The organism is Pseudomonas sp. 9Ag, from assembly GCF_902506445.1.
Classification (GTDB): Bacteria; Pseudomonadota; Gammaproteobacteria; order Pseudomonadales; family Pseudomonadaceae; genus Stutzerimonas; species Stutzerimonas stutzeri_AB.
The window spans coordinates 2444399-2457291 of the sequence record NZ_LR733836.1 but is presented as its reverse complement, the minus strand read 5'-3'; the positions used below and the strand labels follow the sequence as shown (position 1 = coordinate 2457291).

At 60.2% G+C, this 12893-nt stretch carries 9 protein-coding genes; 6 read left to right on the top strand and 3 right to left on the bottom strand.

The genetic code is table 11. The annotated features are described in order from the left end of the window. Positions 1–123: 123 nt before the first annotated feature. Positions 124–588, top strand: coding sequence for a DUF2231 domain-containing protein (locus ALTERO38_RS10910; RefSeq protein WP_019339276.1), 465 nt, complete (start codon positions 124–126; stop codon positions 586–588). A 74-nt stretch (positions 589–662) separates the two neighbouring features. Here the strand turns inward: ALTERO38_RS10910 and ALTERO38_RS10905 are convergent, their stop codons facing one another. Together ALTERO38_RS10905 and ALTERO38_RS10900 are read right to left on the bottom strand one after the other, a co-directional pair. Then, entirely contained in the window at positions 663–1076 is a 414-nt protein-coding gene (locus tag ALTERO38_RS10905; RefSeq protein WP_045427714.1) for a CopD family protein, read from the bottom strand. A gap of 119 nt (positions 1077–1195) precedes the next feature. Continuing rightward, a complete protein-coding gene (locus tag ALTERO38_RS10900; protein ID WP_159968392.1) occupies positions 1196–2077 on the bottom strand; it encodes an ion transporter in 882 nt (293 codons plus the stop codon). A 256-nt stretch (positions 2078–2333) separates the two neighbouring features. Between ALTERO38_RS10900 and moaA the strand changes: the two genes are divergently transcribed. From moaA to ligA, 4 genes are all read left to right on the top strand, one after another. Beyond that, on the top strand, positions 2334–3329 hold the full coding sequence (gene moaA / locus ALTERO38_RS10895; RefSeq protein WP_159968391.1) for a GTP 3',8-cyclase MoaA: 996 nt from the start codon (positions 2334–2336) through the stop codon (positions 3327–3329). Positions 3330–3643: 314 nt separating this feature from the next. Beyond that, on the top strand, positions 3644–7132 hold the full coding sequence (smc, locus tag ALTERO38_RS10890) for a chromosome segregation protein SMC (protein ID WP_102835391.1): 3489 nt from the start codon (positions 3644–3646) through the stop codon (positions 7130–7132). A gap of 180 nt (positions 7133–7312) precedes the next feature. Continuing rightward, positions 7313–8134 (top strand): cell division protein ZipA, encoded by an 822-nt coding sequence (gene zipA / locus ALTERO38_RS10885; RefSeq protein ID WP_102835390.1) that lies wholly within the window; start codon positions 7313–7315, stop codon positions 8132–8134. 341 nt (positions 8135–8475) lie between these two features. Continuing rightward, positions 8476–10842 (top strand): NAD-dependent DNA ligase LigA, encoded by a 2367-nt coding sequence (gene ligA, locus ALTERO38_RS10880; RefSeq protein WP_159968390.1) that lies wholly within the window; start codon positions 8476–8478, stop codon positions 10840–10842. 154 nt (positions 10843–10996) lie between these two features. Here the strand turns inward: ligA and queD are convergent, their stop codons facing one another. Next, complete coding sequence (gene queD, locus ALTERO38_RS10875) at positions 10997–11353, bottom strand: 6-carboxytetrahydropterin synthase QueD (RefSeq protein WP_148924079.1); 357 nt, start codon at positions 11351–11353, stop codon at positions 10997–10999. Between the two features lie 179 nt (positions 11354–11532). On the opposite strand from queD, the gene ALTERO38_RS10870 reads away from it, so the two are divergent. Further along, on the top strand, positions 11533–12849 hold the full coding sequence (locus ALTERO38_RS10870; protein WP_159968389.1) for a Na+/H+ antiporter family protein: 1317 nt from the start codon (positions 11533–11535) through the stop codon (positions 12847–12849). Positions 12850–12893: the final 44 nt, after the last annotated feature.

Here is a 12893-nt window from a genome sequence, read left to right as displayed (position 1 = left end):
TGACAGCGGACCGCCGCAGGCAGTCAATAAAGGAACTGACAGCGCCAGCGTGGTCCATTTCAAGAGGTTGCCGGCTCGTCTGGCTCGGCTGCCTACTCCCGAGAAATGCTGCCGGAGCGTCGAATGGCCCGATACAGAGACTCCATCCACAGCCGCGCTGCGATAGCCGGCCACCCGTTGCACCCGATGCTGATCCACTTTCCAGTTGCCGCTCTGACCGGCTTGCTGCCGGTCGATCTCGCCCACCTCTGGACCCTTGATGATTTCTGGTGGCGTGCCGGCTTGTGGCTGTCCGGTGTGGGTGCACTGGGTGGCTGGGTCGCCAGCATTTTCGGTTTGATCGATCTGGTGACCGTGCGCGAGATCCGTCAGAAGATCACGGCGTGGTGTCATGCGATCCTCGCGGTGATGATGTTGTCGCTGGCATCGCTGAATTGGCTGCTGCGCTACCAGAACGATGCCCAAAGCATGCAGCTCTGGGCGCTGTACCTGTCGGCGATCACTGCCGTGCTGATTTCCCTCGCGGCGTATCTCGGCGGCCGGCTGGTCTACGAGCATGCTGTCGGGGTCGATCTGGATAAGGTCTGATCCAGAATAAGACGGGGCTTGGGATCGTTCGGTCATGGGCATCTTCGAGTTGATCGAGCGGTTCGGGGCATGGGCTAAAAAGGCTTCGCCAGCACTAGCCAAAGCGTCGCGGTGATAAACGTTGCGGCGACTACGCCGAGAAAACGACAACGAATGCTGACGCTCTGCTCAGGCGCCCGCTCAACATGCAGCACCAATACGCCGCACAGGGCGTGGCAGAGCACCATCCCAGCCACGGTGCTGAGCTTGACGATCAGCCAGCCGGCGACCAGGCCCTGGCTCAGAAACAGGGCCGTGCCCGAGCCGATGGCGACCAGGGCGGCCGGCGTTCCGATCAGGTTGAAAACCATGCGCGTCAGATGGGCATGGTCACCATAGAAGAGTGGGTCACTGCGTCGAGTGCCCGCGGCGATTAGCGCCGGCAGGTAGAGCAGGGTGCCGCACCAGCAGAGCAAGCCCGCGAAGTGCACCAGTTTGAGCAAGGGCATGCATGTCTCCGTCCAGCCCGCGGCAAGTCAGAGGTTGTGACAACCTCGTGCCGAGCCGGTTCGGAGCATGCAGGGCATAGCGTGTCGATGAAACTCAGGGGCGGACGACGTTTAGCGATTCAGTCGCTCTGCCGCTCTGTAGATCCCTGGCTGTGGTCGCTGTCAGGATCATTGCGCTTGAACAACCGGGTGCCACAGCGGCTGCAGAAGGCGGCGTTTGGTTCGTGGCTCAGCTTTTCACAGGTCGGGCAGCGCTGCTGAAGGCTATCTGAACGCATGGCTGTCGCCAGTTCGGCTGTGAAGATGCCGGTGGGCACCGCGATGATCGAATAACCGGTGATCATCACCAGGCTGGCTATAGCCTTGCCCATGGGGGTTTGCGGGGTGATATCGCCGAAGCCGACCGTCGTGATGGTCACGATCGCCCAGTAGATACTCATCGGAATGCTGGTAAAGCCCCTCGATGGCCCTTCAATTACGTACATCAAGGTGCCGAAAATCAGCACCATGGTGCTGACGCTGAGCAGAAAGACGATGATTTTCTGCTTGCTGCCTCGCAGCGCGACCAACAGAAAGTTGGCCTGACTCAGGTACTGCGTGAGTTTGAGAACGCGAAAGACGCGCAGCATCCGGATCGCACGTACTACCAATAGATACTCGGCGTCTGGCAGCAGCAGAGCTATGAAGGCCGGAACGACCGAAAGCAGATCAATCGCACCATAGAAGCTGAAAATGTACTTGCGCGGCTCGGGGTGACAATAAATCCGGACTAGGTACTCAGTCAGGAAAACGCCGGTGAACAACCATTCCAGGCCGTCCAGCAACCCGCCGTAGCGCTCGCTGTACAGCGCTACGCTGTCCAGCATCACAACGATCAGGCTGGCGAAGATGACCACCAACAACCAGGTATCGAAGCGCTTCCCTGCCGACGTGTTGGTAAAAAAAATGATGACGTAGAGGCGCTCGCGCCAGCCCATCGATCGGAGGGCTTCGTTATCCATCTGCTCAGGCTCCCGGTTCGGCAAAAGACTTGGATTATTGTCGACTAAGACTCGCGCATTCAAAGCATCGTTGCGAACGTATCGCCAGGGGCGCCATCGAAACGGTTTGCAGGCGCTATTGCAGAGTACGCTTCCTCGGTGACTGATCGGCTCTGCTTTGCACTGGCCGAAGCCCACCGTCTGGTCAGCTGGCTTTGCCTCGGATCACTTTCAGGCATAGTCTTGCACCAAGCGCATCAATCCGCTGGAGTGCGAAATGCCAGATTCGAAGTTGGTCGATCCGTTCGGCCGACGCATCACCTACCTGAGATTGTCGGTGACCGACCGGTGCGATTTTCGTTGCACCTATTGCATGAGCGAGGACATGGTCTTCGCACCGCGCGCTCAGATCCTCACGCTAGAAGAGCTCTATGCGGTGGCTGATGCGTTTATCAGTCTGGGCGTCAAGCGTATCCGTGTGACCGGTGGCGAGCCGCTGGTGCGCAAGGGATTGCCGAGCCTGCTGAGTCGTCTGGGTGCCCGTGAAGAGCTGGAAGATCTGTCGATCACGACCAACGGCTCGCAACTGTCGACCCTCGCGCCCGTGCTTCGTGATGCTGGCGTCAAGCGTCTGAATATCAGTCTGGACTCGCTCAAGCGTGAACGTTTCGCTGAACTCACGCGCCGCGACATGCTTGCGCAGGTGATCGCAGGCATCGATGCTGCTCGCAGTGCCGGATTCGATCGAATCAAGCTCAACAGCGTGATCCAGAAAGGCCGTAACGACGACGAAGTCCTGGATCTGGTGGATTTCGCCATCGAGCGCGGGCTGGATATCAGCTTTATCGAGGAAATGCCGCTGGGCAACGTATCCAGCCATGAGCGTGAGATCACGTTCTGCTCCAGCGAGGAGGTCCGCGAGCGTATCGAAGTCGGCCATCAGCTGATACGAAGCAGCCACACCACCGGCGGTCCCTCGCGGTATTGGCAAGTGGCGGGCAGTGACACCCAGGTCGGCTTCATCTCGCCTCATAGCAACAACTTTTGCGGCAGTTGCAACCGGGTGCGGGTGACCGCCGAAGGCAAGCTGGTGCTCTGCCTCGGGCACGAAGGCGCGCTGGATCTCAAGACTTTGATGCGTCGCTACCCCGGCGACAGCGAACGGCTGCGCCAGGCGTTGGTCGATGCGCTGCAGCTCAAGCCTGAGAAACATGAATTCCGCACTGATGAACAGGTCCAGGTTGTGCGGTTCATGAGCATGACGGGCGGCTAGCGCCAGCATCCTTTGTGAAGGATGTCGCCCGCCTTCACGCCATCGACGTCAGTTCAGTCGTGGCGTGGTAGCGGCTTTTCCCTTCGACAATGGCTAACCACTGCCGGCCGTTAGCTCGCGGTCAAACCTGTCATTTCTGACCTCCCTACACACGTTTTCGCTTTGTGCTACGGGCCCTGAGAGGCCCGCTTGTCGTCGTGATAAACTGCGCAGCCGACCGCCCAGACGACTCCAGCAATGCCCCGGGAAACACATCAAGCCCACGGTGAATACGACGCTCCGGCTCACGTACCGATTGCCACGGATAGGCCTCAATGCGTCTGAAAAGCATCAAGCTCGCCGGTTTCAAATCCTTCGTCGATCCCACCACGGTAAGTTTCCCCAGCAACATGGCGGCAGTGGTCGGCCCGAACGGTTGTGGCAAGTCCAACATCATCGATGCCGTGCGCTGGGTCATGGGTGAAAGTTCGGCTAAAAACCTGCGTGGCGAGTCGATGACAGACGTCATCTTCAATGGCTCGAACACACGCAAGCCAGTGACGCAGGCCAGCATCGAGCTGATCTTCGATAATTCGGACGGCACGCTGCTCGGCGAATACGCGGCGTTTGCGGAGATCTCGATCCGTCGCCGGGTGACCCGTGATGCACAGAACACCTACTTCCTCAATGGCGTGAAATGTCGTCGCCGCGACATCACCGATATCTTCCTGGGCACCGGACTGGGGCCACGCAGCTACTCGATCATCGAGCAAGGCATGATCTCCAAGCTGATCGAGGCCAAGCCGGAAGACCTGCGCAACTTCATTGAAGAGGCGGCCGGTATCTCCAAGTACAAGGAGCGCCGCCGCGAAACTGAAAATCGTATTCGCCGAACCCATGAAAACCTGGCTCGCCTGACCGATCTGCGCGAAGAGCTCGAACGCCAGCTGGAACGCCTGCATCGCCAGGCGCAGTCGGCGGAGAAGTATCAGGAGTACAAAGCCGAGGAGCGCCAGCTGAAGGCCCAGCTGACGGCACTGCGCTGGCAAACGCTGAATGCTCAGGTGGGTCAGCGCGAGCAGGTGATCGGCGACCAAGAGGTCAGCTTCGAAGCGCTGATTGCTGAGCAACGCAATGCCGACGCCAGCATCGAGCGTCTGCGCGACGGCCACCACGAACTGTCGGAGCGCTTCAACCTCGTTCAGGGGCGCTTCTATTCGGTCGGCGGTGATATCGCACGCGTCGAGCAGAGCATCCAGCATGGCCAACAGCGTTTGCGTCAGCTGCAGGACGATCTGCGAGAGGCTGAGCGGGCCCGACTGGAAACCGAATCTCATCTGGGGCACGACCGGACCGTGCTCGCCACCCTTGGTGAAGAGCTGGCCATGCTCGAGCCGGAGCAAGAGATCGCAGGCGCGGCCGCTGAAGAGACTGCCGCCCAGCTCGAAGAATCCGAGACAACCATGCAGCACTGGCAAGACCAGTGGGAGCGGTTCAACCAGCAGAGCGCCGAACCGCGCCGAACGGCGGAGGTCGAGCAGTCGCGTATCCAGCAGCTTGAACAGAGCCTGGAGCGGCTGGCCGAGCGTCGGCGACGTCTTGAGGACGAACTCAGCTTGCTCGCCGGCGATCCGGAAGATGCCATGGTTACCGAGATGAGCGAACAGTTGGCCGTCGGCGAGATGAATCTCGAGGAGCTGTCTGCGGCACAGGAGCTGACCGATCAGCAACTCGAGGGCCTCCGTGAACAGCTGCAACAGGCGAGCCGCGCCGAGCAGGAGGCGCTGGGCCAGTTGCAGCGTATGGATGGCCGTATTGCCTCGCTGGAAGCCCTGCAGCAGGCCGCCATGGATCCTGGGAAAGGTGTTTCCGATTGGCTGCATGAGAGAGCGCTCGACCAGCGACCGCGCCTGGCCGAAGGGCTACGCGTCGAGCCGGGCTGGGAGCTGGCCGTCGAAACCGTGCTGGGCGCGGATCTGCAGGCGGTACTACTGGACACCTTCGACGGCCTGGACATGAGTGGCTTCGAACAGGGCGACTTGCGTCTGGTCAGTGCCGCACAGGGACGCGGCCTGATCGACGGAAGTCTGCTGGACAAGGTCGACTCCTCGACCGATCTGTCGCCATGGCTGGGGCGGGTGCGCCCGGTGGACGACCTCGAGCAGGCCTTAGCAGCACGTGGCTCACTCGGTGATGGCGAGAGCTTAATCAGCCGTGACGGCTACTGGGTTGGTCGGCATTTTCTCAGGGTCAAGCGAGCCGGGGAGGCCGAGTCCGGGCTGTTGGCGCGCAGCCAGGAGCTGGCGCTGTTGCAGACTGAACGTGATGACTGTGAGGCGAGCCTCGATCAGTTGGCCGAAAAGCTCGGCCAACTGCGAGAGGCGCAACGCGAGCAAGAGGAACGCCGCGAGCAACAACGACGCCAGCACCAGGAACTGTCCCGTCAGCAAGGCGAATTGAATGCTCGCTTGTCGGCCAGCCAGGCCAAGCTGGAGCAGCTGAGCCTGCGTCGGCGCCGGCTGGATGAGGAGCTCCTGGAGCTCTCCGAGCAGCGCGCCCTGGAAACCGAGCAGCTGGGCGAGTCGCGGCTGCAGTTGCAGGATGCGCTCGACGCGATGGCCGTCGATACCGAGCAGCGCGAGTCATTGCTGGCGAACCGCGACACGATTCGGGAACAACTCGACCGGGTTCGCCAGGACGCCCGCCAGCACAAGGATCACGCGCACCAGCTGGCCGTGCGGATTGGCTCGCTGAGGGCCCAGCATGACTCGATCCGCCAGGCGCTGGAACGCCTGGAGCAGCAGTTCGAACGCGCCGTGGAGCGCCGCGAGCAGCTGAATCTGAATCTGGAGGAGGGCGAGGCGCCGCTTGAAGAGCTGCGCATGAAGTTCGAAGAACTGCTGGAGCGGCGCATGGGCGTCGAAGAAGAGCTCAAGCTGGCGCGTCTGGCGCTCGAAGACGCCGATCGCGAGCTGCGTGATGCTGAGAAGCGCCGGACGCAGGCCGAGCAGCAGGCACAATTGCTGCGTGGCCAACTGGAGCAGCAGCGGATGGACTGGCAGGCCCTTAGCGTCCGGCGCAAGACGCTACAGGACCAGTTGCATGAGGATGGTTTCGACCTGCATGGCGTTCTGGCGACGCTGCCTGCCGAGGCCGGCGAGGCGGCGTGGGAGGACGAACTCGAGCGTCTGGCTGCGCGCATCCAGCGCCTTGGCCCGATCAACCTCGCGGCGATCGACGAATACCAGCAGCAATCGGAGCGCAAACGCTATCTCGATGCGCAGAACGACGACCTGGCTGAAGCACTTGATACGCTGGAAAACGTCATCCGCAAGATCGACAAGGAAACGCGCAATCGCTTCAAGGAAACCTTCGACCAGATCAATTCCGGTTTGCAGGCGCTTTTTCCGAAGGTTTTCGGTGGTGGCAACGCTTATCTGGAACTTACCGGGGAAGATTTACTCGATACCGGGGTGGCGATCATGGCGCGTCCGCCGGGTAAGAAGAACAGCACTATCCATCTGCTGTCAGGCGGTGAGAAGGCACTGACCGCGCTGGCGTTGGTGTTTGCGATCTTTCAACTCAATCCGGCACCGTTCTGCATGTTGGACGAAGTGGATGCGCCTTTGGATGACGCCAACGTTGGGCGCTATGCGCGGCTGGTTAAGGAGATGTCAGAGAAGGTGCAGTTCATTTACATCACGCACAACAAGATTGCGATGGAAATGGCCGACCAGCTGATGGGCGTGACCATGCACGAACCGGGATGTTCAAGGCTGGTCGCGGTCGACGTGGAGCAGGCGGTAGCGCTCGTAGAAGCTTGAATGGCGCTGTTTCAAGCGCAGTGGAAGGTGTTGGAAGACCAATAAAAGAGCGGCGTCGGGCGGTGCAAAACTACCGTTCGTCGTGCTAGTTTAGAGCGCAATTTTTACGATGCGCAGATGAGCCTGTTCAGCGGCTGTGAATCTGCGTCTTTATCATCGATTTCAGGGGTTCAAGCATTAATGGATATCGGTCTGCGCGAGTGGCTGATCGTCATCGGCATCATTGTCATCGCCGGCATTCTTTTTGATGGCTGGCGACGGATGCGCGGTAGCAAGGGCAAGTTGAAGTTCAAGCTGGACCGCAACATCGCGAGCAATCTTCCCGATGAAGATGAATCGAACGAGCTGTTGGGCCCGCCGCGTGTCGTAAGTCGAAACAACGAGCCCTCACTGGACGAAACCGATCTTCCTTCGATGAGCGCGCGCGAAACCGGTAAGCGTCGTACCGCCGAGCCGCGGCAGGGCGATCTGCATTTCTCGAGCGACGATGCTCCTGTTCCGACGCTGCTGGATCCTGTGGCCGACGAAGAGGCGGAATCGAATGAGCATTTCGATCAGGATCTGCCTCCCGTCGAGGAAGTGCTGGTCATCAATGTGATCTCGCGTGATCCGCACGGCTTCCGTGGTCCTGCACTGTTGCAGAATATTCTGGAAAGCGGTCTGCGCTTCGGTGAGATGGACATCTTCCATCGTCACGAAAGCATGGCGGGCAACGGCGAAGTGCTGTTCTCCATGGCCAACGCGGTCAAACCTGGCACTTTCGATCTGGATGACATCGACCACTTCACTACCCCAGCCGTGAGCTTCTTTCTGGGTCTGCCAGGCCCGCGCCATCCGAAGCAAGCTTTCGATGTCATGGTTGCCGCTGCTCGGAAGTTGTCACAGGAGCTCAACGGCGAGCTCAAGGACGATCAGCGCAGCGTGCTGACCGCTCAGACCATCGAGCATTATCGCCAGCGCATTGTCGATTATGAGCGTCGGCAGATGACCACCAAGCGTTGATCCAAAAAACCGCTCCCAAGAGCGGTTTTTTGTTTCTGGGACAGTTATCCGTCTGGTCTGCCGAGCCCGTCCGGCGGGTGGGCTTCAGCCCAACGAAGCCTCTTCGCTAGCTCGGATGGTGACCGAAGCTATCTCGGCCAACGATGTCTCTGGTTGTCGCTCGACGTAGTCTTCGAAGGCAAAACTGACCTGCAGATAGCGGTGAAGCCTCTGTCACCCTGCTGCTCGACGCTCCATGCAGCGACGCAAACAGGCTAAAATCCTGCGCAGAACATCCACTTAAGGTCGGCCGGTGCGTTGCTTCTGCGCTCGGTCCAGCCTGCAGCAATGGCACCAATACCATGACGTCAGCCCAGACCGCCGCAGAACGCATCGCCGAGCTGCGCAGCGAAATCGACGCCCACAATTATCGTTATTACGTGCTCGACGAACCCAGCGTTCCTGACGCCGAATACGACCGTCTGTTCAATGCGCTCAAAACGCTAGAGGCCGAGCATCCCGAGCTGGTGAGCCCGGATTCACCCACTCAGCGTGTTGGCGGCGCGGCGCTGGCAGCCTTCGGCCAGGTCCGCCATGAAGTGCCGATGCTGAGCCTGGGTAATGCCTTCGAAGAGCAAGACCTGATCGACTTCGACCGTCGCGCTCGCGAAGGCCTGGACCTGCCGGCAGCCGATCTTTTCGGCGACGGCGTCGAGCTGGAGTACAGCTGCGAGCCGAAGCTCGACGGCCTGGCGGTAAGTCTGCTCTACGAAAATGGCCAATTGGTGCGCGGCGCCACTCGTGGTGACGGCAGCACGGGGGAAGACATCAGTACCAACGTCCGTACCGTGCGCAATATTCCGCTCAAGCTTCACGGTGACCGCTGGCCTGACGTACTGGAAGTGCGCGGTGAAATCTACATGCCCAAGGCGGGCTTCGAGGCTCTGAATGCGCGTCAGCTGGAGGCGGGCAACAAGCCGTTCGCCAATCCGAGAAACGCCGCCGCGGGCAGCCTGCGCCAGCTGGATTCGAAGATAACAGCGAGCCGCCCGCTGGAACTCTGCGCTTATGGGGTTGGCCGTAGCGACGGTGATCTGCCTGGTACCCACATTGGCATACTCGAGGCACTCAAGGGCTGGGGCTTGCCGATCAGTCGCGAGCTCAAACTGGCTAAAGGCGTTAAGGAGTGCCGCGACTACTTTCATGCCATCGGCGAGAAGCGCGACGCGCTGCCTTATGAGATTGACGGCGTGGTGTTCAAAGTCAACTCGACTGCGCAACAGCGCGAGCTAGGGTTTCGCGCGCGCGAACCGCGTTGGGCGATCGCTCATAAATTCCCGGCGCGCGAAGAAGTGACCGAACTGCTCGACGTGGAATTCCAGGTTGGCCGTACGGGTGCTATCACACCGGTCGCGCGCTTGCAGCCGGTTCAGGTCGCTGGCGTGACGGTGTCTAATGCGACGCTGCACAACATGGACGAGGTCGCTCGGCTCGGGGTCATGATCGGGGATACGGTCATCGTCCGTCGCGCCGGTGACGTGATTCCGCAAATCCTCGGAGTCATTCCGGAGCGCCGGCCCGAGAATGCCCGTGCCGTTCATGTGCCGGAGCAGTGTCCAGTTTGCGGCTCGGCCGTCGAGCGTACCCAGCTGATCAAACGCAGCAAAGGGCGCGAGTCGGTGACGGAAGGTTCGATCTATCGCTGCGTTGGTCGTCTGGCCTGTCAGGCGCAGCTCAAGCAGGCGATCATCCATTTCGTTTCGCGCCGGGCGATGGACATCGATGGCCTGGGTGACAAGATCGTCGAGCTGCTGGTCGATGCCGGGTTGGTCCGGTCCCCGGCAGATCTCTATTGCCTGAACTTCGAACAGGTGCTGGCACTTGAAGGTTTCGCCGACGTGTCGAGCCGCAACCTGCTCAATGCCATCGACGCGAGCCGCAAGCCGTCCCTGGCGCGCTTCGTTTTTGCTCTGGGCATCCCTGATGTTGGCGAAGGCACGGCGAAACTGCTGGCGCGTGCCCTGGGTTCGCTGGACCGCATCAGTCGTGCCCTGCCAGATGTGTTGGTTTACCTGCCGGATATCGGCCTGGAAGTTGCCCATGAAATTCATAGCTTCTTCGACGATGAACATAACCAGTCCGTCATCGAGCAGTTGCGCTCGCGAGGTGTTCAGCTGCAGGAGGAGGGGGATGTGCATCCCGACTTTGCTGCCTGTGCGACGCTGGCAGGCTTGCTCGACAGGCTGAACATCCCGTTTATCGCCGCCACCGGTGCTCAGCGTCTTGCTGATCGTTTCGGCAGCCTGACCGGCATTATCGAAGCCGACTGGCTAGACCTGCGTCAGGTTGAACGTCTCAACGAAAAAGCGGCCCGAGCACTGCGCGACTATTTCGATGATCCGGCAAATGCCGCGCGAGCGCGCGCCATCGAGGACCAGCTGAAAGAATTCGGCATGCATTGGGAGAGTGAGCGCAAGACTGCGGAAGGTTTGCCGCTGGCCGGCCAGACCTGGGTTTTGACGGGCACGCTGGAAAGCATGAGCCGCGACGATGCAAAGGCAAGACTGGAAGCGCTGGGCGCCAAGGTTTCAGGCTCAGTCTCGGCCAAGACCAGTGTCGTAGTGGCCGGGCCGGGTGCCGGCTCCAAACTGGCAAAGGCCAACGAACTGGGACTGGAAGTGGATGACGAGGAGGCGTTTCTGAAACGCCTCGCCAGCTTGGAAGGTTAACCGTGATAGCGGGCCAGCTGCATAAGGAATGACCGATCAGGCGGCCATCGCAACGATGGCAGCCTGGTTTTCAAGCGGGGAGGCGTTCACTAAGCTCAGAAGCGTGGTGCACGCTGGCTACCTGAGTGGACGGACTATCGCTTTGGCTCCGACTTCAGCGGCCGCGGTATTCGCAGCCACTGGTGCAGGTTTCATGGATACGTATCCGCGAAAGCTCTGGCAACAACGGCTTCAGCTCATCCCAGATCCATACGGCAAGGTTTTCGCTGGTTGGATTCTCGAGGCCGGGTAAATCGTTCAGATAATTATGATCCAGTCGTTCGTAGACAGGCTTGAAGATCTGCTTGATCTCGCTGAAGTCCCGGATCCAGCCGGTATGGGGATTCACCTCCCCTTCAAGGTAAATCGCAACCCGGAACGAGTGCCCGTGTAGACGGCCGCACTTGTGCCCTTCGGGTACATGGGGCAAGCGGTGGGCTGACTCGAAAGTAAACTCTTTGAATATTTCCACTGGTCGATCCGGTAAGGCGAAAGGCCGCATTCTACCGGTTTGGGTTCGGCTGTCGCCGTTGGGCAGCGAGCTACCAGACGTAACCGCTGCACTGCCCATGCAGCGCTTTTGACACTCCCGCGGGCTTGCGGCACAGTGCGCGGCTTTTTATCGGCGTTCGCCGCTTTCGGGGAGTTGAAATGAATGCAGTGGTAGCGGCAGTCGGCATCATGCTGATTCTTAGCCTGTGCAGGGTTCACGTGGTAGTGGCACTGATTGCTGGCGCGCTTGCCGGCGGCGTTCTGGGCGGATTGGGGCTGGACGGCAGCCTTGCAGCGTTTAACAAAGGACTGGGTGGTGGCGCGACGGTAGCGCTTTCCTACGCCTTGCTGGGAGCATTCGCTGTTGCGATCGGCAAGAGTGGATTGGCCCATGCGCTGGCTGATCGTGCTTTGGCCATGGTCGGCCGGCACGAGTCGGACTCCGCGGGGGCTGTGAAGTGGTTGATGATCGGTCTACTGCTGGCGGTCGCCGTGTCGTCGCAGAATATCCTGCCGATCCATATCGCCTTCATCCCTTTGCTGGTTCCGCCGTTGCTCTACGTGCTGAGCAAGTTGCGGATCGACAGGCGCTTGATTGCCTGCGTACTCGCATTCGGCCTGGTCACGCCCTACATGTTTCTGCCGGTGGGCTTCGGTAGCATCTTTCTGCATGAGATTCTGCTGGCAAACGTGGCCAAGAGTGGTGCGGACATCGCCGGAATCAATGTCAGTCAGGCCATGCTGATTCCAGCGGTAGGCATGCTGACCGGCCTGCTGATTGCCATGTTCAGCTATCGCAAGCCGCGCACCTACGACCTGGCCAAGGTCGATCAGTCGAAAGTCATCAGTGTCAGCTACAGCCCGCTGACCTTGTTGGTGGCTGCGTTGGCCGTCGCTGCTGCGTTCGTCGTCCAACTGTGGCTGGACTCGATGATCATCGGCGCGCTGGTTGGTTTCGTGATCTTCTCCGTATCCGGCGTGGTGCGCTGGAAAGAGGCTGATGATCTGTTTACCGAGGGCATGAAGATGATGGCCATGATCGGCTTCATCATGATTGCTGCAGCGGGATTTGCCGAAGTGATGCGCGAAACCGGCGAGGTGAAAACGCTGGTCGATACGTCTGCCGCCTGGATTGGAAACAGCAAGGCCATCGGCGCACTGATGATGCTGCTGGTGGGGTTGCTGGTCACCATCGGCATCGGGTCCTCCTTCTCCACGGTACCGATCATCGCTGCGATCTTCGTACCGCTCGGGTTGGAGCTTGGCTTCAGTCCGCTGGCAATCGTCAGCTTGGTGGGCACGGCGGGTGCGCTGGGTGATGCGGGGTCGCCCGCTTCGGACTCGACGCTCGGGCCGACCGCTGGGTTGAATGCCGACGGCCAGCATAACCATATCTGGGATACCGTGGTTCCGACCTTCCTGCATTACAATCTGCCGCTTCTTGCGTTCGGCTGGATTGCCGCGATGACGCTGTAACTCTCGTCGATACGGTTCGCGCTGGCACGACGTATCGTCGCCAG